This is a genomic window from Mangrovibacter phragmitis (assembly GCF_001655675.1).
GTDB classification, from domain to species: domain Bacteria; phylum Pseudomonadota; class Gammaproteobacteria; order Enterobacterales; family Enterobacteriaceae; genus Mangrovibacter; species Mangrovibacter phragmitis.
The window spans coordinates 672,996-699,542 of the sequence record NZ_LYRP01000001.1; the positions used below are offsets into that span (position 1 = coordinate 672,996).

The 26,547-nt window shown below is 50.6% G+C and carries 26 protein-coding genes and 1 tRNA gene; 13 read left to right on the forward strand and 14 right to left on the reverse strand.

The features are described from left to right. Positions 1-51: 51 nt before the first annotated feature. Together A9B99_RS03085 and A9B99_RS03090 are read right to left on the reverse strand one after the other, a co-directional pair. The gene (locus tag A9B99_RS03085) at positions 52-789 is read right to left on the reverse strand and encodes a class I SAM-dependent methyltransferase (RefSeq protein WP_064594523.1); all 738 of its coding nucleotides are present in this window, start codon (positions 787-789) and stop codon (positions 52-54) included. A gap of 343 nt (positions 790-1,132) precedes the next feature. Beyond that, complete coding sequence (locus A9B99_RS03090) at positions 1,133-2,284, reverse strand: Gfo/Idh/MocA family protein (RefSeq protein WP_064594525.1); 1,152 nt, start codon at positions 2,282-2,284, stop codon at positions 1,133-1,135. A 350-nt stretch (positions 2,285-2,634) separates the two neighbouring features. Between A9B99_RS03090 and A9B99_RS03095 the strand changes: the two genes are divergently transcribed. Both A9B99_RS03095 and A9B99_RS03100 read left to right on the forward strand, forming a co-directional pair. Further along, positions 2,635-3,501 carry a glucosamine kinase nucleotide-binding domain-containing protein gene (locus A9B99_RS03095; protein WP_064595492.1) on the forward strand — a complete coding sequence of 289 codons (867 nt, stop codon included), beginning with the start codon at positions 2,635-2,637 and terminating at the stop codon, positions 3,499-3,501. Between the two features lie 83 nt (positions 3,502-3,584). Then, on the forward strand, positions 3,585-4,697 hold the full coding sequence (locus A9B99_RS03100) for an ROK family transcriptional regulator (protein ID WP_064595494.1): 1,113 nt from the start codon (positions 3,585-3,587) through the stop codon (positions 4,695-4,697). Positions 4,698-4,907: 210 nt separating this feature from the next. On the opposite strand, the gene A9B99_RS03105 is transcribed toward A9B99_RS03100, so the two are convergent. Beyond that, positions 4,908-5,993, reverse strand: coding sequence for an ABC transporter ATP-binding protein (locus A9B99_RS03105; protein ID WP_064594527.1), 1,086 nt, complete (start codon positions 5,991-5,993; stop codon positions 4,908-4,910). 11 nt (positions 5,994-6,004) lie between these two features. Further along, positions 6,005-6,610 (reverse strand): GNAT family N-acetyltransferase, encoded by a 606-nt coding sequence (locus A9B99_RS03110; protein ID WP_064594529.1) that lies wholly within the window; start codon positions 6,608-6,610, stop codon positions 6,005-6,007. A gap of 559 nt (positions 6,611-7,169) precedes the next feature. On the opposite strand from A9B99_RS03110, the gene A9B99_RS03115 reads away from it, so the two are divergent. The 6 genes from A9B99_RS03115 (at position 7,170) to A9B99_RS03140 (ending at position 14,883) form a co-directional block, all read left to right on the forward strand. After that, positions 7,170-8,501, forward strand: a complete 1,332-nt coding sequence (locus A9B99_RS03115; RefSeq protein WP_064594531.1) for an extracellular solute-binding protein — start codon at positions 7,170-7,172, stop codon at positions 8,499-8,501. Positions 8,502-8,526: 25 nt separating this feature from the next. Continuing rightward, positions 8,527-9,402, forward strand: coding sequence for a carbohydrate ABC transporter permease (locus A9B99_RS03120; protein WP_064594533.1), 876 nt, complete (start codon positions 8,527-8,529; stop codon positions 9,400-9,402). After that, the gene (locus A9B99_RS03125; protein WP_064594535.1) at positions 9,399-10,217 is read left to right on the forward strand and encodes a carbohydrate ABC transporter permease; all 819 of its coding nucleotides are present in this window, start codon (positions 9,399-9,401) and stop codon (positions 10,215-10,217) included. The genes A9B99_RS03120 and A9B99_RS03125 overlap by 4 nt, the downstream gene beginning before the upstream one ends. A gap of 6 nt (positions 10,218-10,223) precedes the next feature. Next, entirely contained in the window at positions 10,224-11,543 is a 1,320-nt protein-coding gene (locus A9B99_RS03130) for a glycoside hydrolase family 28 protein (protein WP_064595497.1), read from the forward strand. Positions 11,544-11,656: 113 nt separating this feature from the next. Beyond that, entirely contained in the window at positions 11,657-12,619 is a 963-nt protein-coding gene (locus A9B99_RS03135; protein ID WP_064594537.1) for a helix-turn-helix transcriptional regulator, read from the forward strand. 116 nt (positions 12,620-12,735) lie between these two features. Continuing rightward, a complete protein-coding gene (locus A9B99_RS03140) occupies positions 12,736-14,883 on the forward strand; it encodes a TonB-dependent siderophore receptor (protein WP_082917812.1) in 2,148 nt (715 codons plus the stop codon). 81 nt (positions 14,884-14,964) lie between these two features. Here A9B99_RS03140 and A9B99_RS03145 read toward each other — a convergent pair whose 3' ends face one another. The 3 genes from A9B99_RS03145 to A9B99_RS03155 all read right to left on the reverse strand — a co-directional run bounded on the left by A9B99_RS03145 (position 14,965) and on the right by A9B99_RS03155 (position 17,937). After that, complete coding sequence (locus tag A9B99_RS03145) at positions 14,965-15,816, reverse strand: 5'-nucleotidase, lipoprotein e(P4) family (RefSeq protein WP_064594539.1); 852 nt, start codon at positions 15,814-15,816, stop codon at positions 14,965-14,967. A gap of 226 nt (positions 15,817-16,042) precedes the next feature. Next, positions 16,043-16,447: a DUF1090 domain-containing protein gene (locus tag A9B99_RS03150; RefSeq protein WP_064594541.1), complete on the reverse strand. Its 405-nt coding sequence runs from the start codon at positions 16,445-16,447 to the stop codon at positions 16,043-16,045. Between the two features lie 50 nt (positions 16,448-16,497). Beyond that, positions 16,498-17,937, reverse strand: a complete 1,440-nt coding sequence (locus tag A9B99_RS03155; protein ID WP_064595500.1) for an EmmdR/YeeO family multidrug/toxin efflux MATE transporter — start codon at positions 17,935-17,937, stop codon at positions 16,498-16,500. A 208-nt stretch (positions 17,938-18,145) separates the two neighbouring features. Here A9B99_RS03155 and A9B99_RS03160 point away from each other — a divergent pair. Continuing rightward, positions 18,146-18,221, forward strand: a tRNA-Asn gene (locus A9B99_RS03160). Between the two features lie 53 nt (positions 18,222-18,274). Here the strand turns inward: A9B99_RS03160 and A9B99_RS03165 are convergent. From A9B99_RS03165 to A9B99_RS23740, 5 genes are all read right to left on the reverse strand, one after another. Next, positions 18,275-18,607 carry a type II toxin-antitoxin system PemK/MazF family toxin gene (locus A9B99_RS03165; protein WP_064594543.1) on the reverse strand — a complete coding sequence of 111 codons (333 nt, stop codon included), beginning with the start codon at positions 18,605-18,607 and terminating at the stop codon, positions 18,275-18,277. After that, a complete protein-coding gene (locus tag A9B99_RS03170; RefSeq protein ID WP_064594547.1) occupies positions 18,608-18,865 on the reverse strand; it encodes an AbrB/MazE/SpoVT family DNA-binding domain-containing protein in 258 nt (85 codons plus the stop codon). It lies immediately after the preceding gene. A 202-nt stretch (positions 18,866-19,067) separates the two neighbouring features. Next, positions 19,068-19,256, reverse strand: coding sequence for a hypothetical protein (locus A9B99_RS03175; RefSeq protein WP_064594549.1), 189 nt, complete (start codon positions 19,254-19,256; stop codon positions 19,068-19,070). Between the two features lie 15 nt (positions 19,257-19,271). Further along, positions 19,272-19,517 carry a bacteriocin immunity protein gene (locus tag A9B99_RS03180; RefSeq protein ID WP_064594551.1) on the reverse strand — a complete coding sequence of 82 codons (246 nt, stop codon included), beginning with the start codon at positions 19,515-19,517 and terminating at the stop codon, positions 19,272-19,274. A gap of 1 nt (position 19,518) precedes the next feature. Continuing rightward, complete coding sequence (locus A9B99_RS23740) at positions 19,519-19,680, reverse strand: S-type pyocin domain-containing protein (RefSeq protein WP_156518976.1); 162 nt, start codon at positions 19,678-19,680, stop codon at positions 19,519-19,521. A gap of 610 nt (positions 19,681-20,290) precedes the next feature. Here A9B99_RS23740 and A9B99_RS03190 point away from each other — a divergent pair. Both A9B99_RS03190 and A9B99_RS03200 read left to right on the forward strand, forming a co-directional pair. Then, positions 20,291-20,677 carry a bleomycin resistance protein gene (locus A9B99_RS03190; protein ID WP_110025065.1) on the forward strand — a complete coding sequence of 129 codons (387 nt, stop codon included), beginning with the start codon at positions 20,291-20,293 and terminating at the stop codon, positions 20,675-20,677. Positions 20,678-21,052: 375 nt separating this feature from the next. Beyond that, a complete protein-coding gene (locus A9B99_RS03200) occupies positions 21,053-21,289 on the forward strand; it encodes a hypothetical protein (RefSeq protein ID WP_064594553.1) in 237 nt (78 codons plus the stop codon). A gap of 89 nt (positions 21,290-21,378) precedes the next feature. Here A9B99_RS03200 and A9B99_RS03205 read toward each other — a convergent pair whose 3' ends face one another. Both A9B99_RS03205 and A9B99_RS03210 read right to left on the reverse strand, forming a co-directional pair. Then, complete coding sequence (locus A9B99_RS03205; RefSeq protein ID WP_064594554.1) at positions 21,379-21,858, reverse strand: hypothetical protein; 480 nt, start codon at positions 21,856-21,858, stop codon at positions 21,379-21,381. Positions 21,859-22,103: 245 nt separating this feature from the next. Next, the gene (locus A9B99_RS03210) at positions 22,104-22,415 is read right to left on the reverse strand and encodes a hypothetical protein (RefSeq protein ID WP_064594556.1); all 312 of its coding nucleotides are present in this window, start codon (positions 22,413-22,415) and stop codon (positions 22,104-22,106) included. A gap of 566 nt (positions 22,416-22,981) precedes the next feature. On the opposite strand from A9B99_RS03210, the gene A9B99_RS03215 reads away from it, so the two are divergent. After that, positions 22,982-24,400, forward strand: coding sequence for an SIR2 family protein (locus tag A9B99_RS03215; RefSeq protein ID WP_064594558.1), 1,419 nt, complete (start codon positions 22,982-22,984; stop codon positions 24,398-24,400). Continuing rightward, positions 24,397-26,430 carry an ATP-binding protein gene (locus A9B99_RS03220; RefSeq protein WP_064594560.1) on the forward strand — a complete coding sequence of 678 codons (2,034 nt, stop codon included), beginning with the start codon at positions 24,397-24,399 and terminating at the stop codon, positions 26,428-26,430. The genes A9B99_RS03215 and A9B99_RS03220 overlap by 4 nt, the downstream gene beginning before the upstream one ends. The last annotated feature ends 117 nt before the right edge of the window (positions 26,431-26,547 follow it).

The window sequence follows — 26,547 nt, forward strand, 5'->3', positions numbered from 1 at the left end:
GCAATCCCCGGCAATTAGACAGGGAATTGCCGGGATAACACAGCTGATAAATCAGGCAGGTTTGCTAACAGAAATTATCAGCATCATGGGGCGGCGCAGTTCATCCTGCATACCCGGAACGGTCGCCAGTAAGTGCGTGGACGGCTGTGGCTCACTCAGCCCGTTAACATGCAGTTGCAACGCGAATAATGGAGCCAGCCAGTCTGTCAGTGTGCGGTGGTATTTCACCACAGATTCCCCCAGAAAACAGGTTTCACGGCGCCCGGTAGAAAAATAGTGGTCAACCGGCCAGTGCAGTGGCTTGCCTTCGTCATCACAATGCCAGGCCTGGGTGCCCGCTGCAGTAAAAACAGGGTGCTCCACACTGAATACAAAACTGCCGCCTGGCTTCAGCGCCTGAACAACCTTACGGCACAGTGCTGGCCAGTCTGCCACGTAGTGAAACGCCAGTGAACTGAGAACCACATCAAATGCCCCGGACTCAGGATGATAGTCCTCCATTGCCGCCTGTCGCCATGAAATGCGCTCTGCGCCGGGAGCCTGCTGTGCACGGGCCAGCATTTTAGCTGAGATATCCACACCGGTTACCGCAGCCGCTCCCTGAGCCTGAGCGTAAAAACAGTGCCAGCCGTAACCACAGCCTAAATCCAGTACATACTTACCCGCCAGGGGTGGCAGCATGGCCTGAAATGCCGGCCATTCCCCCGCCGCGCTTAACCCTTCAACAGAGCGTGCCATTGCTGCATATTTGTCAAAAAACGCCGCATCATCGTACTTATTCTGCTTCATCTGCTTAACCTTCCCTGATGTTTATCATTCATAATATAAAATGTAGTTTAACGATATCCCTCGCCACAGTCCTGCCGTTTTCTTAACACCTTTGCCCGGCTGGCGAGAAACTGTGAGCCGGAGCAAAGCATTCATGCCAATAAACAACCGATCTATTGAGTAATAACCGGCACCAGACGGAAGCATTTTCCCGGCAGTTTTTGCTGTTATGCTGAGGGTGTATCTCGTTCCGGCAGGGTGAGCGTTGAGGGTAAAAAAAAGCTGCCCTGATGGGCAGCAAGGGGAATGAGTGAGCATGAGTCAGTCACCACTCACTACAAAACTGCATCACATCAACTTGCCGTCACACCCTGCCCAGCGCCTTATCAAATTCGGCCCAACAGGCAGTTAAATCCACCACACTGTGGGTTTTACGGGCTTCATCAATTTTGATGGCCGTTAACCCGGCTTCCAGCGCATCCACCACCGATACCTTAAGCGGCGTGCCTTGTTTCAGGTGGCGCACCACTTCTTCGGCCATCAGCGCATCGGCACCGTAATGGCCATCGTATGCGCTGCCATCGTAGGTTTTATCCGTCAGCGCAGCGCGGGTGCGGGCGTTATGAACACGAAAATAGTTACGCACAAAATCCCCTTCCGCCTGCCCATCCGTACCCATTACGCAAAAACGGCGGAACTCATCCGGCACATTGAGGTTGGCGTGAAACGCCATCGTGGCACCCCCTGCGTATTCCACAATTGCCGTCTGGTAATCGACAATATCTGCGTCGCTGTCAAACACATGCTCAGTGCTGGACCAGCCACTGGGTTTTTCGTGGTATACAGCGGAATCAGGTGTTACCTCACCCACCGGCGTATGCTGCGGCGTAAAAGACTTGCGCCCGCCGAAACTGGCGACCCGCACAGGGCGTTCGCCCACCAGCCCCTGGTAGAGGTCGATATCATGGCAGCACTTTTCAAGAATATAGGGCCCGGCATAGCGCTCAAAGCGCCGCCAGTCGCGCATGAAGAATGCCCCGTGGAAAGGCGGAATATGCTCGGTGGCTTCAATGGAGGTAATCTCCCCCAACTCACCGGCCGCTTTCGCTGCCACCAGGTCCTGGTATAGTGGAGAGTAGCGTAGCACCAGGCCAACAATCACTTTATCTTCACCATAACGGGCAATCAGTTTCGCCAGCGCCATACTCTGGGCTTCACTGGTTACTACCGGTTTTTCAGTAAACACGGTGTAACCTGCGGCCAGCCCGGCTTCAATATGCTCAAGGTGCATAAAATTCGGCGAACCAACCATCAGCAGACTGAACCCGCCCGCCGCCAGCATCTCATCCAGTGATGCAAACGCCTTACCGGGAGAAATACCGAAGGTTTCCAGGTTTGGCAGACCGGCCGGAGCCGGGTCGACATACCCTGTTATGGTGAATTCCGGGTCGGCTTTCTTAAACTCTTTTGCCACATGCGACATACGAAACCCTAACCCGACAATGCCTACTTTCATGTTCAACCCTGCCTGCTCAAGAAATATGTCTGATACTCAGAATCTGGTCATCTGGCGGTATTCTGCCAGCTACATCCGCCAGAACCTGCTCACGGGATGACGCGTTGTGTTATGCCGCGCCGCTGTTTAATTTTACACCGCCAACTTATTACGCCAGAAAAACTAAAGTCAATAACCAAAAAACCATCAATTTTCCGTTATTTTTTATCTAATTGTTTTTAAACATAAAAAATAAAAACGATGTTACATATTTATTTGTTATTGCGATTTAAGTTTTTTTCTCCTATCTTTTCGCTCAGAATCAGGTCTGTTGTGGCGACAAGCCGGCACTGATCAACAGGAGAATGGCATTGCAAACAGCGTATTTCATTGGCGTCGATGGTGGCGGCACACAGTGCCGAACCCGGTTAACCAACCAGAATGGTGATATTCTGGCGGCCTGTACCGGCGGCCCGGCCAATATCTGGAGCCAGTTCGATAGCGCCATGAAGCGAGTCTGCCAGTTGCTGGATGAAACCCTTCACGCCGCAGGATTTGGCCCTCGTGAAGCCCGGCAAACCCACGTTGTTCTGGGCCTTGCCGGGGGGAATATTTCGCGTGTACGCGTGCAGGCGCAAGCCTGGCCCCAGGCGTATGCATCGTGGCAGGTGTTTTCCGATGTCGAAATTGCCTGCCCTGGCGCGCATCATGGGCAACCAGGCGCCGTATTGATAACCGGCACCGGGAGCCAGGGCGCAGTCTGGGACGGCCAGGCGTTTCGCTGCGTGGGTGGCTGGGGCATGTCTTTATCAGACCAGGGCTCAGGGGCATGGCTGGGACAACAGGCATTACGCCTGGCGCTTAAAGCCCATGAAAACCTGGTGGAGCACACCCCACTCACCCGGGCATTAATGGCAAACTTTGATAACGAACCGGAAACCTTGCTGGCCTGGTCGGTGCAGGCAACACCCGCACAGTGGGGACAGTTTGCGCCACAAATTTTCCAGGCAGCCCGTGAACAAGACAACCACGGTGTCGCGCTGTTGGCGTGCTGCGCACAGGAAGTCAGCGCACTGATTAGCAACCTCAGCCAGAATGGGCGCTACCCGGTAGCCATGCTTGGCGGCCTTGCCCTGCCCATTCACCCCTGGCTCAGCGCTGAGATTCAGGCCATGCTGGTTCCTGCCGGGGGAGATGCCCTTAGTGGTGCATTACGCCTTGCCCGCCTTTGTGCCTGAGGTGAAATTTTCAGGCAGGGTTAATTCAGGCGCCAATAACACGGCGTCCTGCTTACTGACTTCTGGTTAACTTAATGATGATGATGACTGCGCCTTCCATCACTACCCGCATTTTACGGCTGATTGTTGAGCTTTCCCCCGTCAGCCAGTCTGACCTGAAAGCCCGCAGTGGGCTGAGTATGTCCACGGTGTCTCAGGCAACCAACCGCCTGCTGGATCGGGGCATTATTCAGGAACTGGGGCTGCGCCGCGTTTCTATGGGGCGGCCGAAAACCCTGTTAGGGCTTAACCCGGATTACGCCAATGTGGTCGGTATCCAGCTCAATGCTGAGCGCAACCTGATTGTCATGACGGACCTCGCAGGTAACCTGGTGGGAGAACAGCAAATGCCATCAGGGGAACTGACCCCGCGCCAGTTAGGTGATGCGCTGGCAAAGTTTCTCAAAACCACAGGTGACAGGCATGTTGGCGCCATTGGCCTGGCGCTTTCTGGCCTGGTGGATGCACAAAGTGGCTACTGTGTGCGTTCTACCGTACTTAACTGGGACAATGAACCGGTTGTGGAGCAACTGCAGGCCCGCTTTCACCTGCCAGTATTCATTGAAAACGATGCCAACGCCATGGCGCTGGCGGCACAGGTTTTCGGCCAGTTAGGCCAGTCGCGCACTGCAATTGTCGCCACTTATGGCAAAGGCATTGGGGCGGGGATAATACTTGACCGCCAGTTATACCCTGGCCGCCATGGTACCGCCGGGGAAATTGGCAATGCTTTCTTAACCGATGGCAGTGGGCGAACACTGGAGGACGCTGCTTCGTCAAAAGCGATTCTGCGGGCGCTGGCTGAAACCGGGGCAACACATCTGGCCGCCCTTGATGAACGCCCTTCCCCACAAACTCTGGAAGTATTGCGGGAAGCCGGCGAGCACCTGGGCAGTGCACTGGCAAACCTGGCAGTGGCATTTGACCCGGATGTGGTTTACCTGGCAATGGAGCCCCAAATGGCTTCACGAATATTGCTCGACCAGGTGACCCAGAGTTTCCACACTTACCGGCTGAAACTCACCCCACAACTCACCCCGTTGCAATTTTTAACGGAGTCCAACCGGATGTGGGCACTGGGTGCCGCCGGGCTCGCCGTTGACCGGCTGATAGATGTGCTTTCTACGGATGCTGAAGCCGAGCGCAATGATAACTAACCCGCCAAAAGACGGGGAGTCTGATGACAAACCTCATGTCCGCACAGAACGAGAGGATGTCACCCAATAAAAACCAGGGGAATCAATTCATTGATTTTCGGCTGCTAACTAAAAAGAAGGAAAAACCACGCTTTTTCCTTCTTTTTCATCAATCTGAACCCGCCAGACGGCGGTTTCAGATTGATTTACCAGGCCCGCTACCACGCAACGTTAGCGTAACCGCAACCCGTTTTCACGAAACAGCAGCAGGCTGGGCTGTGACAGTGCCAGGCTCATCTCCTGGCGCGTTTCAACATTGTCCCCATCACGCAGTTCAACCACCAGCATCTCTTCCCGGCCAATATCCAGGTAGACATAATTGGTGTGCCCGAGTTTCTCCACCCAGGAAACCGGTGCGATGAATTGCGCGATGCCTTCACCATTGCAAATTATGTGTTCCGGGCGCACACCCAGCCACAGTGTTTCCCCTTCTTCCACCGCTTCTGCCACCGGGCACACCAGGTTTTCCAGCGCCAAATCCGCCACCCGCAGTTGCACTTCACCCGGCTTTATCGCAGTAACTGTGGCAGGCAACACATTGATTTTAGGCGAGCCAATAAACCCGGCGACAAACAGATTATCGGGGTTGTGGTAAATTTCCAGCGGTGCCCCTGTCTGTTCAATTTTCCCCTGGCGCAGAACCACAATTCTGTCAGCCAGAGTCATCGCTTCCAGCTGGTCATGGGTGACATAAATCATGGTATTACCAAGTGCTTCATGCAACCGGGCAATCTCAATGCGCATTTTCAGGCGCAACTCTGCATCCAGGTTGGAAAGCGGCTCATCAAACAAGAACACAGATGGCTCGCGAATAATCGCCCGGCCAATGGCCACACGCTGGCGCTGACCGCCAGACAATGCGCGCGGCAGGCGGGCAAGGTATTCTGACAGGTGCAGTTTTGCCGCCACCTCGTCCACTTTGCGGTTAATCTCCGCTTTCGGCCGTTTCGCCATTTCCAGTGGGTAGGCCAGATTATCCCGCACCGACATATTGGGGTAGAGCGCATAAGACTGAAAGACCATGGCGATGCCCCGCTCAGAGGCAGACTGATGCGTCATATCCGCGCCAGAAATAAGCAGTTGCCCTTCCGTTATCTCTTCCAGCCCGGCTATCATGCGCAGCAATGTGGACTTTCCGCACCCCGACGGGCCAACAAATACCACAAACTCACCACTGTTGATGGTAAGGTCCAGCCCCGGGATAACAGTGACCTGCCCCCAGCGTTTTGTCACATTCTTCAATTCCAGACTGGCCATTTCTTCTCCCCTTACAACACCTGACCCATATAAATGGCATTGCGGCGGAAAATATGCCGGAAGCCCATTTTTTCATAAAACGCGCACACACCTTCGTTTTGCAGACTGACGCCCAGGTGCACCCCGGGCACGCCCGCATCGCGCAATGCAGCCAGTTGCCGGGTTACCAGCCGTCGCCCCCAGCCGCCCTGCTGTGCAACCGGCAGCAGGTTAATATGCAGGTGTGCGGGCCAGCGGCCTGTCAGCTCTTCACTGGCCTTACCCGGCGCCCGGATCTGCCCCAGTACTTTCATATCCAGTGGCGCTTCACTGGTGCGCTGTGCATAGCGCGCCTGCAACACGGGCCACCAGCTCTGCGCCAGGCGGGCTTCAAACGCAGCGGTATCTGGCGTGGCAACCACGTACCCCACCACTTCACCAGACATTTCCAGAACAAACGCGAAATCAGGCTCAAATTCCGCATAAGGCAGGACATACAGCAAACCGGGGTAATCGCCATCGCTGTACAAATCAGAGGCATCTTTCCCGGCATTGGCTGTTTTAAGGCAAATACGGCTTAACGCTGCGCGGTCTTCGGCACGCGCCGGACGAATAACATCGGTGGATTCAGGCATCATGAAGCGCTCGCTGGTTATTGGCGGATTATGCCAGGGTAATTAAATCGTACTTTTTTTTCAAGATAGAATAATTACCACAATGGTTATTTTAACGCGTAGAACATATCGTCAGAATTGCCAGTAAGAGTTTCCCCTTATATTTAGCATCCCACAAACATACAGTGGATATTGATTTTGCTCACATTCTTTTCCGCACTCTCATTCCACGGGCTGAACCTGGCCTGAAACATAGGAAATTATTATGTTATCTCATTGACTGAAAAGGATATTATTTTCAACAACAGAATCACCTTACAATACAAAAAATACCCCGCCATATTACTGGCATTGCTCCATGAAAGCAGTTTTATATGCTGATCACCTGTTTCGGTATTAGTTTTTCTGTGACAGAGGTAGCGTTATTTTCCTGTTAAAAATGCTGTTTGACTTTATTTTTTATATAAAGTAAGTGTAATACATGATGCAATTTTCAGCATCGTGTCACGCTGCGCACGGGAAGTGCCAAAAGCAATAATGCACGGAGGCGGGCCTTGTTTGGTGTCCAGAAGAGGTTTGATTCATGCGTCATTCACATCAGGTTCGTTTTACCCGCAAGACACGTAGCGCTTTACTCACAGCACTCACCTGTAGCGTGTTATCAGCACCATTACATGCACAAACACTGACTATCAGTGCCTGGGATATTTATAACTACCCGGAACAAAGCGCGGTGATTAATAAAGCCATTAAGGATTTCACCGCCGCCAACCCGGGCATTCAAATTAATCGCTCCATTCACGCATTTGAAGACACCCGTATTCCACTCAAGCTGGCACTCTCTTCTGGCGATGGCCCGCAAGTGGCTCAGGTGAACCAGGGTGGCGGTGATATGGGCGCACTGGTTAAAGAAAAATTGCTGGTTCCAATGGACAGCTACGCCACCACATACCACTGGACCACGCGTTTCCCGGATTCCATCCTCAAACGCAACCGCTGGTCTGAAAAGCAGGATTTCGGCAGTGGTCATTTGTATGGCGTAGCAAGCCTGGGTGAAATGGTTGGCCTTTATTACAACAAAGCATTGCTGGATAAAGCCGGCATCCCGGTGCCGAAAACTATGGCAGAATTCGAACAGGCGCTGGCGAAGCTCAAACAACAGGGCACCGCCGGGCTGATGCTGGGGTTGCTGGATGGTAACGCCGGGCAGCAAATGCTCAGTACATTATGGGAAGACCAGATTGACAGCAGCGACCGCAAAGCACTTGATAACCTGATTTATGATGTGGGTGGCAGCTTTAAAGACGCGAAACTGGAAAAAGCCGCGCAGTTAATGCAGAAGTGGAACCACGATGGTTACTTCTTCCCGGGCTTCCAGGGCATTGGGCATGATGATGCCGCAACCCTGTTCCAGAACGGCCAGGCCGCATTTTTTATCAGCGGCACCTGGTACATGGGCCAGTTTAAAGCCAATAAAGACATTCATTTTGCAGCACTGCCAGCATTCCCTGGCGTGAAAAAACCACTGATGGTTGGCGGCACAGACCTGCCATTTTCTATTACCAGCACTGCGAAAACCAAAGCACAGCAGGATGCCGCGGCAAAATACATTAACTATATAGTTTCCGACAAAGTGGCAAATGACTGGTTGCAGGCCGGATTCCTGCCCGCATCTTCTTCGGCTTCCGCCACATTACCCAAAGACAACCCATTGTTGAGCGATGTCTATAAAGTGTGGGTGACCGTGAACCACAATGACGCGCTGGGCCACTACCTGGACTGGGCAACGCCGACCATGCTCACCACCCTCAACCAGAATGTACAGCTACTGATGGCCGATAAAATCACGCCACAGCAACTGGCTGAAAATGCAGATAAGGATTACCAAAAATACCTGAGTTCCTTAAAACACTAACTGCACGAGGTGTGGAAACAGCATCATGCTCAATCGTTCACGTTTACGTAATGCACTGTATCTTTTGCCTGCGATGTTGGTGTACAGCATTTTTCTGCTGTTCCCGCTGATGGCTTCACTGGGTATTGCTTTCACCGAATGGGATGGCAGCACCCGCCCACTGTTTATTGGCCTTGGCAATTTTGTGCAGATCTTCCGCGACCATGAATTCTGGACCGCGGTAGGTAACAATGTGGTATTGATGCTGTTCTACACGCTTCTGCCAGTGAGTCTTGGGCTGGCACTGTGCAGTTTTCTGAGTGAACTGCGCCGCCCGCGCGAGCTGACAGTGCTACGTTGCCTGTTTTTCTTGCCGTACATTATGCCCATGGCGGTTCTGGGTGTGGTGTGGCGCTGGTTATATAACCCGGCCTTCGGGCCGATTAACCAGTTTCTGCGTGCTATTGGCCTGCCTGACCTGGCGCTGGCCTGGTTGGGTGATTTCACCTGGGCACTGCCCGCTACCGGAATGGTAGCCGTATGGTACTTTTTCGGTTTTTGCCTGATCTTGTTTATGTCTGGTATTCAGCGCATGGACCCGTCGATTAACGAAGCCGCCGCGCTGGATGGTTCGTCCCGCTGGCAAAAGTTCCGCCGGATTACCCTGCCCGGGTTGCGCCCGGAAATTAAAATAGCGCTGATCCTCACCGTTATCGCCAGCCTGAAAGCCTTTGACCTGGTATATGTGATGACCCAGGGCGGGCCGGGTACCTCAACACTGGTTACCAATATGTATATGTACCAGCAGGGGTTCGACCTGCGCCACTTTGGCTATGCCTCGGCCGTTGCCATTGTCAGCCTGTTTATTGTCTTTGCCATTAATGGCGCGCTGCACTTTGCCATACGGGAGCCAAAATCATGATAAACCGCACGCCCCTGCTTTCCCGGGCATTATTATGGTGCCTGGCGTTAATGACCATCGCCCCGTTTTTAATGGCTTTTCTCACTTCATTTAAAACCCAAATGGAACTGTTCCAGGGGGTGTTTGCCCTGCCCCACACGTTCAGCCTGGCCAACTATCTGTCGGCCTGGGAAGACGGCCATTTCAGTATCTATTTTATGAACTCAGTTCTGGTGGTGTTCCCGGTGGTGATACTCAGTATCCTGCTGGGGATTTTATCGGGCTTTGGCTTTGCTTTTTTACGAGTGCCGGGCAAAACCCTGTTCGCCCTGTTGATGGCATTGGGTATGGTATTGCCCTCTGAGTCGTTTATCATTCCCCTGTACCATGAACTGCGCTGGATGGGGCTGACCAACACCTATCTGGCCCTGATCCTGCCGCAGGTGGCGTTGTCCATTCCGTTCACCACACTGATGGTCGCCACTGCTCTGCAACAAGTTCCGAAAGAGCTAATTGAAGCAGCAGTGATGGACAACACACCACGCTGGCGTTTGCTGTGGAAAATTCTGGTACCGGCCATTTGGCCCACCCTTTCTACGCTGGCGCTGCTACTGTTTATCTGGACCTGGAACGAATTTTTAATTCCGCTCATTTTGGTTAATCAGGAAGATTTACGAACCCTGCCGATTGGGATGATGTTTTTCCAGAACAAGAACACCATTAACATTCCGGTACTGATGGCAGGCGCAATGATTGTTATTCTGCCGTTAGTGGCTGTGTTTCTGGTGTTCCAGCGCAAATTCATTAGCGGCGTGACACAAGGCGCGGTGAAATAAATGCAACTGACTCTGACGCTCCCCAAAGGCCACCCGGCCAGTTCCCCGGTAACCGGGATAATTCAGCAGGCCATAGATGAAGTCAACAACGCTGGCGGCGGAACACTGGTACTCCCTCCGGGGCAGTATTTAACCGGTGCCCTGGTTCTGCCTTCAAACTTCTGCCTGCATTTTGAACCAGGTGCTGAACTGGTTGCCAGCAGCCAGTATGAAGATTACCTGCCAGGTGAAACCCTGAGTGTGGCCGAACAATCCAACCGGGCACTGATCTACGCCCGTAACCAGCACAACATCAGCCTGACTGGCCAGGGCCGCATTGATGGTAACGCCACTGCCTGGTTCTCTGCCACCAAAGACGCCTTGGGTTACCGCATGCCTGCGCAGGAGCGGCCACGCATTATTGTGTTCGAAGGCTGTAATAATGTGCGCCTGCAAAGCGTGCGGATACATGACGCGCCGATGTGGACCGTCCACCTGGTTGCCTGTGAGCAGGTGTTTATCAGCCAGGTGGTTGTTGATAACGATATGACCATGGCGAATACCGATGCGCTGGATATTGACAGTTGCCGCTATGTACATATCAGCGACAGCCATTTCAGTGCCGCCGACGATGGCATTTGCCTGAAAACCACCCGTAAACCCGCCCCACTGGCCGGCCCCACCCAACATGTCACGATTAGCGGCTGCACTCTGCGCTCCGCGAGCAGTGCATTCAAAATTGGCACTGAAACAGTTGATGACATTGAAGATATTGTTATGACCGGGTGCACCATCTACGACAGCAACCGTGGCATCGGGATTATCAGCCGTGATGGTGGCGCACTGCGCCGCCTGCGGTTCAGCGATATCACTTTTAACTGCCATCACGCGAACCCCTGCCACTGGGGGCGCGCAGACCCGGTATTTATCTCCTGCCGCGCGCGTGACCCCAAGGTTCCCCCCGGCCCCATCAGCCAGGTCAGTTTTAATGGGATAAGTGGCACTGCTGAAGGAGCCATTAACCTGCACAGCGAGCAACCCGAAGACATAGCCTGGGTGCGACTCAGCCAGGTCCAGCTTCGCCAGGTGGCATGCAATGACCCGCAGCAAGGCAGCTATGATATTCGCCCACCCTGCAACCCCGAACGCCCCACAGGCACCGGGCTGGACAACGCATTTTTGATTAACCCGGCAAGCGGTGAGCCGTGGGGTGTGGAACGTTACCCTGGCGGAATGCCTGCTATTTACGCCACTGGCGTGTTGCACCTGGCGCTGGATAACCTGTCCATTGAACGTCCACACCCGCTTCCCGCAGGCTGGCACCCACAAGCGGTTATACAATCATAGCTGCATATAAATGCGAATAAGTATCATTTATTTTACTAAGCTAAAACACGAATGATACACTTGCTCCCTCCTGCGGCAGGCCATTGCCTGCCGCCAGTAACTGACAGGTGAGCATGAAAACGCAGCAACCGCTACCCCCGCCACAACTGTTCTCCGTGGCGCATTTTCTTGACTTTGGCGCACGCTACAGTATTGATTACCACTTCCCGGGTCTTGGCATGACACCTGCGGCAAACGCTGCCCGCACCGTGATGCGTGGCTATGTGGATGAACTTACCCTGCCATCGGGGATTTTTGCCACCTGCTCTGATTTACAGGTGATTGAACCCTGGCACTCCACATCACTGGGGTGTGCACCGTTATATATTCTGGTCGTACTGGAAGGGAATGTGCAGCTAAACCTGAATGGCAAAGCCTGGCGAATCCAGTCGGGTATGGCACTGGCAACCCATCTTGGGGAACAGCAAGTGCTGCGCGCCTGCCACCAGAGCGATGAGCGCCTGGTGACTGTTTCACTGGCGCTGCCAGCGGCAAGCGCTGCCGTTCACCCGGCAATTGCCGCGCATGTCTCCGCCTGGCAGCAACTGGGGCCACTCACCACGGCCTGGCCGGTAGCCAGTTATGTGCTGAGTGGGTTACGCCAGGCACAGCAGTGCACCACCTCGCCACTGGCCCGCCAGCTCACTCTTGAAGGTGCCTTGCTGCAGTTACTGGGCCAGCAAATGCAGGAAAGTGCCACCAACAACACAAACCTGCGTGGAGAACGCCTGCGGCTGGAACAGGTGCGTATTATACTGGAAACCGCCCCGGAACAACCCCATACACTGGAAGCCCTGGCGCGCACCGCCGCCATGAGCACAGCCAGCCTGCGCAGTAAATTCCGCCAGGCCTATGGCGACTCGGTGTTTAATTACCTGCGCGATTGCCGGCTGGCTCTTGCCCGGCGCTATCTTCTGGAAGGCGACAGCGTTCAGGAAGCTGCATGGAAAGCTGGCTATGCCCATGCCACCAATTTTGCGACCGCCTTCCGGCGGCGTTACGGTATTCCCCCCAGCGATGTTCACCCGGTGCAGTAAGGTCGGGTTTTAGCATTGCGCATACACAGTCTGTCATCCGGCATAGTCTTGCCCCGGCATAAAACCGTAATAATAATCACTTTCATTAAATAATAATTCAGGACAGGTTCAGATACATGGCAAGGTCAGGGACATTCTCTTTTTCTTTACTGGCTGGCAGTATTGCCACCAGTTTTTTCCCCGGCGCACAGGCTGCCACCACAGCGGCAGGTTCCCAGGAAAGCACTATCGTTGTCAGCGCCACACATGGTGAGAGTAGTAACAGCGTGGCGCCTTACATCAACAGCGCCACCAAATCAGCACTACCGGAAAACCGCACACCACAAACCATAGATACCATCAGCCACAGTGAAATGGCGCAGCGCCACCCGCAGTCGCTCAATGAAGTGCTGCGCTATGCCGCCGGGGTTTCAACCGAAATGCGCGGTGCCACCACCTATATGAGCGAATATAAAATCCGTGGTTTTAATGCAGAACATGAATACCTCGACGGGCTGCAACTGCCCTATAACGTGAGTGGCAACACCAAAGCGAATATCGACCCCATTCTTATGGAACAGGTTCAGATCCTTAAAGGACCATCTTCGGTGTTATATGGCAATGCTTCTCCCGGCGGGCTGGTGAATATTCAGAGCAAAATGCCCGAGAAAACACCTCACAACGAAATTGGCTTTAATACTGGCAACCGGAATTTAAAAGAAGGCTGGCTGGATTCCACCGGGCAAATTGCCAACAGCGACTGGGCATACCGGTTAATTGGCAAAGCCAGTGAAGGCGATGACCAGGCCCGCACCACCAAACACGAAAGCTACCTGATTGCGCCTTCTGCCACCTGGCAGCCTTCCGACCAGACCCGGCTGACGGTTCAGGCGCTATACCAGAACCAGCCCAGCCTGACCCCATCCAACCCGTTACCACTGGCTTACCTGCGCAGTGGCTATGCCTCGCGCCGGGATTTTGCGGGCGACCACTGGAATGGGTTTAAACAACGTGAAGGCATGCTGGGTTACACCTTTGAACACCAGTTTGATAACGGCTGGGGCATGGTACAAAAAGCGCGTTATTTCAGTGTGGATACCCACCAGCGCAGTATTTACTCCACCGGCATCGGGGCCAGTAATACTCAGCTTTCCCGCTTTGGTTACACCACCGATGAAGACCTGGACAGCTTCAATGTGGACAACCAGGTGAGCAAAACTGCCCACTGGGGCGACTGGCAGCACCACCTGTTAGCCGGGTTCGACTACCAGCACCTGAACTCCCATATGAGATACCGCTATGGGACCGTGAACCCGGGTATCGACATGCAACACCCGGATTACAGCCAGGTAACCAGCGACAACCTGGGTTTGTATACCGCCACGAAGCAGCGCCTGAGTTTTTACCAGCAGGGCTGGTATTTACAGGACCAGGTGGTATTCGGCGGGCTGAACCTGGTCGCCAGCATTCGCTACGACAACTATCACTCCACCACTACCGATAATCTGGATAACGACAGCAAAAGCTGGGTGAGCCAGCAGCGTGTCACCAAACGCCTGGGCGCGCTGTACCAGTTCGACAATGGTATTGCGCCTTACGTCAGTTACTCCGAAGGGTTTTTGCCGGTTTCACCGCAGGGTACACTTACCGCACAGCAAGTTAAACCCACCACCAGCGAGCAACTGGAAGGCGGTGTGAAGTACCAGATAGCAGACTATGCCACCACACTGACCGCGTCTGTTTTCCGTATCCGGCAAAAAAACGTAGTGACTACCGACAACACCTACACTGCCGATTACCAGTTGAATTACTGGCAAACCGGGGAGATAACGTCGAAAGGGGTTGAATTAAGCGCTATCAGCCGCCCAACAGATAACATCAACCTGGTGGCAAATTACGCCTGGACCGACGCAGAAAACACCAAAGATGCGCTCTACCAGGGAAAACGCCCGACCCAGGTTCCTGAGCATGCCGCCAACCTGTGGGCCGATTACCACTTCAGTTCCGGTAGCCTGAATGGGCTGATGATTGGTGCCGGCGCGCGTTATACCGGTAAAACAGAAACAACTCCGGATAACAGCCTCCCGGCGCTGGGTGGTAATACACAGTACGATATGGCGGTAAGTTACGATATGGGCGTTATCAGCCCGTCTCTGGCGGGGCTGACGCTGAAAGCCAGCGGCCAGAATCTGACCAATAAACTCACCTGGACCTGCTATGACGCCAACTATTGCTGGATTGGCCGGGACCGCACCTGGCAGGTGGGTGCCAGCTACCAGTTCTGACAACTAACAACTGTGTAATCAACATAAAACAGGCCCGGCGCGCCAGAAGTGCGCCGGGCCTGTTAATCATTATGCGGGGAATTACTGCCCGGACCAGGCGCGCAGGTTATTTTCGCGTACCTGCAATTTTTGCTCTGGTGTCAGTTTAAAATAGCCCGGAGCCATGCCACTTTCCCAGTCGCCATACAACGGGTTCGGCAACACAATCAGCTCGGTGCCAAAGCGGGCATGGTTATCACTGACAAACTGGCGACGAGCCGCGTTGTCTTTGTGGTATGTCGCCGCCCCAAAGTCATTGAGATTGTCGCCAATATATAACACCACATGGTAGCCACTGGCTTTTACGCTGTCGAAGCGTGCCTGTTTGTTCGAGCTGTCTGTTTTCAGCAACAGGGTTTTTTCATTGACACCCGGGAAACCCAGCGCTTCAAGATTGGCTTTGGTCGCCGCGCTGTCTTTGGCATCACGGTTGGAAATATAGAACATCGTACCGCCATGGCTGTTCACGTAACGGGCAAACTGCACCGCGCCAGGTACAGCCACTGCCTGTTTTGCCTGAGTCCATGCAGACCAGGTTTTATCACTAAAAGGCTGCCCGTGTTTGGCCTGCCACGCGCTATATGCGCTGTTATCCAGCATGGTTTCATCCAGGTCGACAATGACTGCCCGGCGGCCTTTCACTTTATGGGCCGAGGCATCAAATGCCAGGCGCGCACTGTTAAAAGCCTGCCACGCCAGCGCCTGGTATTCACCAGACTGCTGGAACCAGTTCACCGCCAGTACAGACTGCCCGGCCAGTTGCTGCTGAGCCTGTTGCTGCATGGATTGTTGTGACTGGGTTGACTGCTGTTGAGCACCTTGCTGTGGTGCGGCGCACCCGGCTAAAGCCAGAATGATGGCCGCGCCAATACCCTGCAAAATCGGTTTTTTCATGGGGCTACCTTTATCCTTATTTTCGCCACGAGAAAGCACGTTAAGTTATGGGAGCGCAGTTTAAAACTGCGCGCAGTTAACGTTAGCAATCTGAGTCAGGAAAGCCAGTGTGTTGTGCAGAAAATCCTGAAAAATCAGTAAGCATTTATTCCGGTGTGGTGGCAAACAGCACAACCCCTATGACAGTTTCCTGACACGGGAGTTATGGGTTACCTGGAAAGCGGAGTTACTTCGTGAGTTCTGCACGGGCTTCGGCCAGTTCAGCCTGCGCCTGGGCCAGTTTGCGCTGGCGTTTTTCTATTTTGTCTTTCTGGCCGGAAGCCTGTGCTTCTTTCAGTTCGTGAGTACGTTCTTTTACCTCACGCTCTTTTTCCTGTACTTTCACCTGGCGGCTTTTCAGCAGGCCGTCGTCTGTACAGTGGTCTTGCACATTTTGCAGCGCTTCTTTAAGGCCGCTTACCCGCCCGGCATTACCCTGCTCCCTGGCATGAGTTAGTTGCTGTTCAATTTCGTGCTGCTTCGCGGCACAACCGGTAAGCTGGCTGGTTGCGGCCTGCGCCAGCCCTGAGGCCGCAAGAACAGGAACAGCCAGCATTATTGCGGTTACCCACCTGGTGGTTTTGTTACTCATCATCATCTCCTGATAGTTACTGCATTTACCGGCCACTCATTGGCAACGGTTTACTGAGTCTGTTCCGCAGGCTGTTGTTCAATCGCCTGCTTCGGTGGCCTTGGGTATTTCCACAACCATTTGCCACTCGCCATACGCCAGTAGAAACAAACAGCGCGTACACACCAGTCGAAGAACATCCCCAACCAGACACCAACCACACCGAATCCAAGCACAACGCCCAGCACGTAGCCCACCACAACCCTGGCGCCCCACATGCTGAACATAGAAATCCACATAGCAAAGCGGGCATCACGCGCCCCTTTCAGGCCCGCAGGCAACACCCAGGACGCAGCCCAGACCGGCATAAACGCCGCATTCAGCCAGAGCAGTATTTTCACCACATCTTTTACATCCTGTTCATGGGTGTAGAACGATGCCAGTAACCCGGCAAATGGCGCACTACCCCAGGCAATAATGGTCAGCCCGACGGTGGCCAGCCAGAACACATGGCGCAACTGGCGCTCTGCCTGCCCTATCTGGCCTTTACCCAGACGTTTACCGACAATAATAGTGGAAGCAGACCCCAGGGCGTTACCCGGCAGGTTAATAATCCCGGCAACAGAAAAAGCAATAAAGTTACCGGCAATGACATCTGTGCCCATCCCGGCGACAAAGACCTGAGTTAGCAACTTGCCGCCATTAAACAGGACAGACTCGATACTGGCCGGAATACCAATCCCCAGAACTTCCACCAGAATGCCAAAATTCAGCGGTTTGAAATAACTCTTCAGGCGAATACGAATGGCCGGAGTGAACCCCACCATCAGCACCCAAATAATGGCGAAGGCACCAATATAACGGGAAATGCTCAGCCCCAGCCCGGCACCAATAAAGCCCAACCCGTGCCAGGAAAAACAGCCGTAAATCAGCAAGCTACTGATAATAATATTCAGGATATTCATACCGCCATTGATCAACAGCGGTATTTTGGTGTTGCCTGCTCCACGCAATGCGCCACTGCCTATCAGGGCGATGGCTGCGGCCGGATAACTCCAGGCGGTAAGTTGCAAATAGGTCAGTGCGAGCGCTTTCACCGAAGGTGCGGCTTCACCGGCAATCACATTAATTATGTGTTCGCCCATAAGGTGAATCACCGCTGCCATCAGCACCGCAATAATGGTCATTAACACCAATGACTGGCGTGCCGCAGCCCGTGCGCGTTTCCGGTCGCGTTTACCCAGGCTGAAGGCCACCACCACCGTGGTACCGAGATCCACCGCAGCAAAAAACGCCAGGATAACCATGTTGAAGCTGTCTGCCAGGCCCACGCCTGCCATCGCTTCTTTACCCAGCCAACTGACCAGGAATGTGCTCAGCACACCCATCATCAGTACACAGGTATTTTCAATCAAAATGGGGATAGCGAGCGGCGTAACTTCCCGCCAAAACAAAACGCGATAACTCTTACGATTACGGTACCAGTGAGTTGCCCTCACGCGGTGGTTCATTGCGGAAAGTACTTTCAAATTGGACTCACAAACAAAATGTTGAAACCCAGTTTTAAATGATGAGGGAGTATTCATATTCCTGCAAAGGATTTTCAGGTTTATTTGTCTGATAATCCAGCGAGCTGCTGAGATAATCGCCACTTAGCGTGGATTTGGCGATTTAGGTTTGACAATTGTTTTTTCGCCGCTATGATTGCCTCCACACGATTCCTCTGTAGTTCAGTCGGTAGAACGGCGGACTGTTAATCCGTATGTCACTGGTTCGAGTCCAGTCAGAGGAGCCAAATTTAAGAAGCCTGCTTACGAGCAGGCTTTTTGCTTTTGTGCGTCCCTGATGTTAACTCAGAATTGCATCCAGCCTGGCAAGCACCTCATTTACAACGGCGCCAGGTATGCGTTCCAGCCGCATGCCGTTCCGGGCAGCCATATCAATGGTTCTGGGCTGGTCGCAGCGAATAACGCCCGTTGTTTTTGTCCCCGCCCCTTCCAGTGAAACGGTGAAACCCGCTGTACGTGCAAAGTTTCCGCCGCTGGTGACGGGAACCACTACCGGTAGCCGGGCCAGCTTGTTAAACGACGCCTTCGATACGATGAGTACCGGACATTTTCCACTTTGCTCATGGCCAGCAATCGGATCCAGTGAAACAAGCCAGATTTCCCCTCTGTCCATTTACAGGATCTCCTTGCCTACCGCAGGCGCATCAATCCATTCCCGCTCCTCTTCGCTCATTTCAGCGTGCGGATCGCACTGTGCCAGCAGCTCCTCAAGCGAATAATGAGGCCGTTTCTGGGGTTCAATAATCAGGCAGCCATTATTAATGGTCATGCCGACTTCGCTGTCCGTCGATAGCTCCAGCGTTTTCAGCACGGCGGGTGGAACCGCAAGCATGATGGATCCGCCAACCTTTTTCAGGCGAGTTTTATACATAGTGCACCTCCGAATATTATATTTTAATATAACATTTATGGCGGGAGGTGCGCTATTATTCACCAGATTCATGGTGATTTCCTTTTCGTAATGAAGTGTGCAGAAAGCCGTTATCCATCGAAGGACGGTACAGGTACAGGTGGGAACGAAGTGCGTAACTAAGAAGGCTGATAATAGAAAACTGTTTTTGCGGTTCAATGGATTATGGCGGATAGGATAAACGGAATGCGAGGCGGCTTCCGGCCCCGCCTGCCATCTCACCCAGTTTTACCGCCCATGTTCCTGGCGTAATGGCTCTTCCCCCTACCAGCCCAAGAACGCTGGCACCTTTAACAGCCACCTGAGCATTAGCAGCACTTGTTGCTGCACCCGTTGCCCGCTGATATATCATCTATGTAACATGAAGCTAATTTTTAAAGCCAGGCTTCCCATTCCTTTGACGCCATTGCTGGATCTTTTCTGCTATGGCTTCTGGCGTAGGCTGTTCGCCCGACTCGGGATAATAAATCAAATCCGATCCTGCTGGATGTTCTGACAACTCTATGAAACGCTCCAAAAGCTCGTCCTGATACGCTTCTGAACCTACATCGCTAATGATCTCTGCAATCAATGCAATGAAATCACTTTTTGAGTAATCACTGATAGTTCTCAAATTACTTACCTCTGTGAATATCTATATGTCTTCTTACCGGGTTCTGGTTGCCTGTATTTGACGGAACATTGACTCCTGAACTGTCTGGCGTCCAGATAATCGTAATACGCGGCTCTTCCTCTGTGGTGAACGTATACGCCTTCCCGTGCCCCCGCCACACCATACCAGCTCAGCGTTTCATCCCCGGTCAGTATCTTTCCCCCGCAGGTAGTCGAATCGCCCACCCGCAGGTAAAACCCCGTCGCCCCCATTAGTCCGTTCTCCTGTTCTTAAAAACATGACCTGACCAAATACCGGAGGGAAGTTCACTGGTATATTGACGTCGCACTCCTTTTCCTTGTCATATTTGTGGTTAAACTGATGCAATACTAACCGATTTGCAGTTTGACTTAAAATCGTTGTTTGTTATTAGGTTAAGAAAATTGGAGGCGTAGCGACACATTCAGTTTATGGCATTTATGAAGTTATCATTTCTTCACTCATCTGGCTGAGTTCGGAAACGAATCCTCTGCAGTTATTGAGCATTCGTTCCCTGCCAAAATCACCTTCGATCTCTGTCAGAAAGTAATAACCGTTAGCCTTGCATGTAATTAAAATTGTGAAATTCGCCTTGCCCGGTACCACTTAACTCCTGTTGATTCATTATCAGGGCTACCAGGCTCTGTCTCACATATGTGGAGTCACGAGTAATACGCAGGTAATCTAATCTATTCGGCATGAGCCAAAAAAGAGTGGACATTATGACCGTTCTAAAAGAATCATATTGGAACCGTATGGTTCCTGAACTTACCGTAACAGATTTTCCTGCTTCCCTGCGTTTCTATACCGATGTACTGGGTTTTAACATTATGATAATGCGCAGCGAACCCGATTTTGCCTACATCAGCCTTGGCGAGGCACAACTAATGATTGAACAATACCATGAGGAAGGATGGAATACGGGAGAACTCATCAGGCCGTTGGGGCGAGGGATTAATTTCCAGATAGAAGTTGATGATATTGAAAATTTAGTGGCACGTATTCTTACTCACGAAATAACTTTGTATCGGGGACTACGCGATAACCACTACAACGTCGGTGAGCATATAGCCTGCCAGCGGGAGTTTCTTGTACAAGATCCAGATGGCTACCTGTTACGCTTCAGCCAGTACTTAGAATAAAGTATCCCTGCTCATTTCTGGTCAGACAAGCACAATACATGGTCAGCGAGAAGCGGTAGCTGGAGTGCAGGAGTCATCCTGAAATAGAATGGCGAGACAATTAAAGAGAGGCGCGGTGTTTACCCCAGAATTTATAAATGAAGAGCTCGGAGAGTTTATCCTTGTAGCCAACCACAACCTGGAATCCGAGGACTCTGTGCAACTCAGTATTGAGTATAATCTTGCCAGAATATCCTACGGGTTATCCCAACTTCCTGCTCACATTCGAACCTGCCAGGTTATTTATGATATCAGAGGGCAATCAATCCCTGACGCAGTTCTCGCTCTGGTCAGCCGGGCACTTGAGCATTTAGCCACTGTGGAGTTCAAACGCTGATGGGGCTTCAGTTAATTGTAAAAGCTGACCGTAAGAAGATAGAAAAAGTGTTGGGTTCACTCACACCAGAATGTGAAATATTCCCCATTGCGGGAGGCCATTTTGGTATTTCAATTCCTGAGCAAAGCCTCTTGTTAGTGGGTGAAGATGTCGTTTTACGCAAACTGAGACAACTAACACGTTTTGACCTCTGGCAGGGATCCTGGCACGAATCTGAGCAGCGCTGGTTATGGTGAGTTTTTACTTTAAGCAAACAATTGAAGCCAGCCATCGCTCCCACTGCTGATTGCAGACTCCCCCGTGGCAGTGCCAGAAATGCTGCCACTTAATCGAGCTGGGGCACTGGCTCACCAATGTAAGTGTGTGTGCAGCAGCGGCAAGTCACCTGAACATCCTTCCCCGTAATCGACGGATTGACCTGTTGCAGAATTCCGTTCCCATCAACAAACAGACCTGGATAAAAGCTGCTCTCACCAATACAGACCAGTTCCCTACGCTGATGTTCATGCAATGCAACTAACCAGAATACCGGTTTGGTGGTATCAAGACGTCCACATACTTCGCTGAATATATCATCCCAGGATTTTCCAATCTGTTTGATCAGAAAGTGAAACAATGGTGTGTAGTCCCTGCCACGTTTTTGCCTGCCATGCATTGTCTCGCGCTTTGCCTGTAGCTCTTCACCCACCTTTTTACGATTACGTTCCCAGCGATACTCAGCACCAGGATTATTAGACCTATGCCGCGTAGTCGTGTTAACACTGCGATACAGCTTACTGGGCTTGTTAAGTTGATGAGTACGCATAGCCTACCCCTTGCATCCATTCTTTTGTTAGTCGGTAACGCCAGCCGAAGCCAGCTTCAATAGCTTGTGGCGGCATAAACAATGTTCACGCTTAAAGCAGACTTATTCTGCTGGAATACCGCCCCACAGACAACAGCCCAAAGTCCGCCCTTGTCATAAAACAGTTAGTCCGGTACCTGCAGACTATATTCGCTACCGGCACGAAGCAGCCCACAACAACTATTCCTGATTACCAAGAATGAGATTTAGTCAAATGTTGCAGATGGCTTTTCGTTCTCTGGTGACCAATAGCCACCACTGCCATGATATGTTTCAGCGCCTAATACAAACTGAGTACCGCAATGCTTACATACAAAATGATAATCAACTATATCACCCCATATCATCTTTTCAGCACACTCATTAAAAGTATATTGGTTCCAATCATCAGTTGCTTTGGTCTCGGTCAGAATCCCTTCATTGAGCGCATGCTTTGCAATACGAATAGCCTTACGTAAGTGTTCAGGATGACGGATGACGTATTTGACACATAGATCCTGGCAGTGTTCACAACTCATCAAAAGATCCCTCCACAATAATGATTTCTTGTCTAGGTTTAACCCGCTCACACAGTATTACACATGGTAATTGTTTCCTTCCTGAAAGACATTAACTATGTCCGCTCTGGCATAGAGCTACCAGGCAGGAAAGGTGTCATGTCTGCTCAGAGCGAAAAGCGGAAGTTCTCACATTGGTAATGGAGCGATTCCTAACGTCAGGGTGTACTAATCAATGAAGAGCAAGTCATCTCTTTAGAATATGAGAGAAGCGAGGCTAGCGCTGGTGCTGACACCTGACCTCGAGACTGCCAAACCAATAAAAACAGTTCTGTTGAGGACTCGAACCGCTTTCCTCTTCCTCCTACGTAGAATCCCAAGAATTTATGTGCTATCCGGTTGCAACTTAGCCATGCTAAGTTAGAAAAAGCATTGAGTACCTTAGGGTTGTATCGATGATCCTCTAAGGATCTTGGAGGCTTGTAAGGTGTAAGGTTCAAAGCCAATAGTTTATTGATAGTTACACTAGTGGCTCTCGTTTTTGCCTACAAACCTATATTTTTTATACAAATAATAGAAGTGTATTTATGAATACTCAGAAAATTAAGGTTGGCAGTGTACCCGAAATTATTGAGCTATTACCAAACTCTAGCGAGCAGGCTGATTCTCATCCTTTCATCCTATCGGCAAACAGTGCATGGGGAGAACAGGGAGCAGAAATATCAATAGAGAGATTACGCCAAAATATCGAGCCTTGGCTAACCGCTCTCTTCCAATCCGAACATTTAAATTTATTGATAGGTGCGGGTTTAAGCACGTCTATTCAAATATCAGCTACAGATTCACCTCCAGCTGGAATGGGTTGGATCAGCGATCTAGCCGTATGTAAAAGTGAAATAGATGCATTTTCTACTCAGGCTGCTAAAGCTGCAGGTCGCGATAACGGAAATATAGAGGATCAAATTAGAGCTATTAATGAACTTATTAAAGGACTTGAAATTCTGACTGTGTTGAATACCCCTCAACCTGAAAATCCTCCAGCTCCTCATGCTGCTTATAGAAATCTAAAAGCGGATTTAGAAATGCTCAAAGGAGAGCTTTCTCGCTGCCTGGGGGAGTTTTCAAGATCTGTGAGTGCCGGAGAATACTTGATTAAAACAGCTGAACCAAAGCGTAAAGAGGAAACTTTCAACTATCTAGTTAGCTTCTTGATGAGCTTTGCAAGTAGGACCGCTACTCGCGATAGGCTGCATATTTTTACAACAAACTATGACCGCATTATCGAAGTAGGTGCTGAGCTTGCTGGTTTGAGACTTATAGATCGCTTTGTAGGAAGTATCGCTCCAGTGTTTCGATCTTCAAGATTGGAGGTTGATTATCACTATAATCCTCCAGGAATTCGTGGCGAACCAAGATATTTAGAAGGCGTAGCGCGTTTTACTAAGCTTCATGGCTCCCTTGATTGGCATGAACAAAATAACGCGATTAGGCGCTTTGGTTTACCTTTTGGAGCACGTTCTGTTGAACCTTTTTTAGAAGCTGAAGGCCATCAAAGCAACAGCTTTGAACAACTTATGATTTACCCTAACTCAGTAAAAGATAGAGAAACTGCCGAGTACCCTTATGTTGAGCTATTTCGAGATCTAGCCGCAGCAACTAGCCGTCCAAATAGCACATTAGTCACCTATGGCTATAGCTTTGGTGATGAGCATATCAACAGGGTAATTGAAGACATGCTTACAGTGCCTTCGACTCATGTAGTCATAATGGCCTTCGGAGATCCGCTTGGAAGAATCATAAATTTTATTAGTAAGAGTGGAAGGAAAGCACAGATCACCCTATTAATGGGAAACCATTTAGGAGACCTCAAGACTTTAGTTGATAACTATTTACCTAAACCAGCTATTGATAAAGCATCAATAAAAATGACTGAATTGCTTAAGCAAAGAGGATTTATCCAGTCCAAAGAATTAGGTAATTCAACAGGTTCCGAGGTATCACAATGAGTTACTTACCAATAGAAAGATTAGAACAATTAAGAATTGGCACTGTTGGATTTGTATCACCTAATGAAATTAGAGTTTCTTTAGAGATTGACTCCCCTGATTCAGTGTCACTTCAAGGCGGTTCCCCTCGCAATTTTCCTCGAATAAATAGTTATGTACTGATCAGTAGCGATGATGGATTTCTCGTTGGACAGGTTGAGTGGATTGCCGTAGAACACTCTCCATACCCCAAAAGAAGAGGCTTACAAGATTTTGGCTTGATAGATCTTCCTTTTCCACTTAAAAAGCTCAGTATCAATCCCGTTGGTACTTTGAGAGTCGATAGAAAAAACGAAGATTACAAGTTCACAAGAGGAACAGATGCTTTTCCTTCGGTTGGTGACTCCGTGCTCCTGCCTACTGACCGGCAATTAAAATCGATAATCGAATCAGGTGACAATAGAAGAGTAAAAATAGGGGACAGCCCCCTAGCTAACAATGCGGAAATAAAAGTGGACCCTGATAGGCTTTTTGGGCGACATATAGCTGTTTTGGGCAATACAGGTAGTGGTAAATCATGCTCGGTTGCGGGGTTAATTCAATGGTCTTTAGATGCTGTTTTACAACAGGGACAAACTCCAAATGCGCGGTTCATAATACTTGATCCAAATGGAGAATACAGTAGGGCATTCGGTCCAGAATCAAAATACAAGGGGAAGCTATTACGTGTAGAAGCTAACACTGGTGCTGGAGAGATAGATCTTAAAGTTCCGTCATGGTTATGGAATAGCTCTGAGTGGGGTGCTTTCACTCAAGCGAGTTCAAAAGTTCAACTTCCTTTACTACGCCGAGCTTTGAGGGCGATGAGAAATGATGTTTTATCAGAAGATGACGTGACAATCCAAGCGAAACACTTCTGCGGTATCCTCCTCGTATCCATAAGGCAATTGTCAAGCCAGGGCCAGATATATGTGAATGGCGGCCATGCCAAAGGTTTCGCTGAAAGTTTAACGTCTTGGAATAATAGCCTCTCCACATTAAACGACAAAATCGATAACAAACCTTTCGGTAATCTAATAAACACGATGAATGTGTATCTTTCCTCTCGTATAGGAATTCAATGGCCTGAAAAACCTGAAGTTTCAGATACTGATCAGTTGATTAATGAATTGAAAAATGCATATGAAACGCTTGGAGGCGATGAACAAGAACTTCTTCCAAAAAGTGAAGATGCGCCTATTCGTTTTAAAGGGGATGATTTTGTCGCATACCTCGAAGCTCTAGCTCAAGAAACAGGCACAGAGCAATTCGTTGAATTCCTTTTGACTCGCATTCGAACAATGCTAGGTGACACCCGTATAAGTGCAGTAACAAATGATTCGGAACAGCCTATCAGTTTAACTAATTGGTTAGACACTTTTCTCGGTAAAGATGGACAAGGTTCCGTAACTGTTATCGATTTATCGCTAGTCCCTAATGAAATAATACATTTGGTAACTGCTGTAATTTCCAGAGTAACTTTTGAAGCCTTACAACGTTATCGAAGGCTTAAGGGAAAACCACTACCAACAGTTATGGTTGCAGAAGAAGCGCATACATTTATTAAACGCTACAAAGAAGATAGTGAGGGTCAGTCAGTCTCCGACGTATGCTGCAAAGTGTTTGAAAAGATCGCACGTGAAGGCAGGAAATTTGGGTTAGGTCTTGTGGTTTCTTCCCAACGCCCCTCAGAGCTATCTCCGACTGTGTTATCTCAATGTAATACTTTTTTGTTGCACAGAATTAGTAATGATAGAGATCAAGAGCAAGTCCTTAGACTTGTTCCCGATAACATGAGGGGGTTGTTGAGGGAGTTGCCATCGCTACCATCTCGGCATGCCATTCTACTAGGATGGGCTTCTGAACTTCCGGTTTTAGTTAGAATGAAAGAGCTTACTGAAAAACAAAGACCACAATCTGACGATCCTGATTTTTGGGATGTGTGGTCTAACACTACAGAAGAGCCTCGCGAAGTTAATTGGCAACCAATAGCTAATGATTGGCAAAGTTAATTAACTGAACTTAACTAATTTGTAGTAGTGTTAAAAGTAGTGACTCATATCTGACATGACAGTTTAGGTTAGTAGTTTCAATCTAACGGTAAGTGTCTACGGTGACGTTTTCATACT

What these genes read in the sequence shown, in the direction of transcription:
- A9B99_RS03170 (WP_064594547.1), bottom strand. Translation starts at nt 18,865, where the DNA reads ATGTATAAAACTCGCCTGAAAAAGGTTGGCGGATCCATCATGCTTGCG.
- A9B99_RS23740 (WP_156518976.1), bottom strand. Translation starts at nt 19,680, where the DNA reads ATGGTGTGGCGGGGGCACGGGAAGGCGTATACGTTCACCACAGAGGAA.
- A9B99_RS03100 (WP_064595494.1), top strand. Translation starts at nt 3,585, where the DNA reads ATGACTGCGCCTTCCATCACTACCCGCATTTTACGGCTGATTGTTGAG.
- A9B99_RS03115 (WP_064594531.1), top strand. Translation starts at nt 7,170, where the DNA reads ATGCGTCATTCACATCAGGTTCGTTTTACCCGCAAGACACGTAGCGCT.
- A9B99_RS03220 (WP_064594560.1), top strand. Translation starts at nt 24,397, where the DNA reads ATGAGTTACTTACCAATAGAAAGATTAGAACAATTAAGAATTGGCACT.
- A9B99_RS03145 (WP_064594539.1), bottom strand. Translation starts at nt 15,816, where the DNA reads ATGAAAAAACCGATTTTGCAGGGTATTGGCGCGGCCATCATTCTGGCT.
- A9B99_RS03150 (WP_064594541.1), bottom strand. Translation starts at nt 16,447, where the DNA reads ATGAGTAACAAAACCACCAGGTGGGTAACCGCAATAATGCTGGCTGTT.
- A9B99_RS03110 (WP_064594529.1), bottom strand. Translation starts at nt 6,610, where the DNA reads ATGATGCCTGAATCCACCGATGTTATTCGTCCGGCGCGTGCCGAAGAC.
- A9B99_RS03140 (WP_082917812.1), top strand. Translation starts at nt 12,736, where the DNA reads ATGGCAAGGTCAGGGACATTCTCTTTTTCTTTACTGGCTGGCAGTATT.
- A9B99_RS03210 (WP_064594556.1), bottom strand. Translation starts at nt 22,415, where the DNA reads ATGAGTTGTGAACACTGCCAGGATCTATGTGTCAAATACGTCATCCGT.
- A9B99_RS03085 (WP_064594523.1), bottom strand. Translation starts at nt 789, where the DNA reads ATGAAGCAGAATAAGTACGATGATGCGGCGTTTTTTGACAAATATGCA.
- A9B99_RS03090 (WP_064594525.1), bottom strand. Translation starts at nt 2,284, where the DNA reads ATGAAAGTAGGCATTGTCGGGTTAGGGTTTCGTATGTCGCATGTGGCA.
- A9B99_RS03125 (WP_064594535.1), top strand. Translation starts at nt 9,399, where the DNA reads ATGATAAACCGCACGCCCCTGCTTTCCCGGGCATTATTATGGTGCCTG.
- A9B99_RS03190 (WP_110025065.1), top strand. Translation starts at nt 20,291, where the DNA reads ATGGTTCCTGAACTTACCGTAACAGATTTTCCTGCTTCCCTGCGTTTC.
- A9B99_RS03165 (WP_064594543.1), bottom strand. Translation starts at nt 18,607, where the DNA reads ATGGACAGAGGGGAAATCTGGCTTGTTTCACTGGATCCGATTGCTGGC.
- A9B99_RS03200 (WP_064594553.1), top strand. Translation starts at nt 21,053, where the DNA reads ATGGGGCTTCAGTTAATTGTAAAAGCTGACCGTAAGAAGATAGAAAAA.
- A9B99_RS03205 (WP_064594554.1), bottom strand. Translation starts at nt 21,858, where the DNA reads ATGCGTACTCATCAACTTAACAAGCCCAGTAAGCTGTATCGCAGTGTT.
- A9B99_RS03175 (WP_064594549.1), bottom strand. Translation starts at nt 19,256, where the DNA reads ATGATATATCAGCGGGCAACGGGTGCAGCAACAAGTGCTGCTAATGCT.
- A9B99_RS03120 (WP_064594533.1), top strand. Translation starts at nt 8,527, where the DNA reads ATGCTCAATCGTTCACGTTTACGTAATGCACTGTATCTTTTGCCTGCG.
- A9B99_RS03215 (WP_064594558.1), top strand. Translation starts at nt 22,982, where the DNA reads ATGAATACTCAGAAAATTAAGGTTGGCAGTGTACCCGAAATTATTGAG.
- A9B99_RS03135 (WP_064594537.1), top strand. Translation starts at nt 11,657, where the DNA reads ATGAAAACGCAGCAACCGCTACCCCCGCCACAACTGTTCTCCGTGGCG.
- A9B99_RS03105 (WP_064594527.1), bottom strand. Translation starts at nt 5,993, where the DNA reads ATGGCCAGTCTGGAATTGAAGAATGTGACAAAACGCTGGGGGCAGGTC.
- A9B99_RS03155 (WP_064595500.1), bottom strand. Translation starts at nt 17,937, where the DNA reads ATGAACCACCGCGTGAGGGCAACTCACTGGTACCGTAATCGTAAGAGT.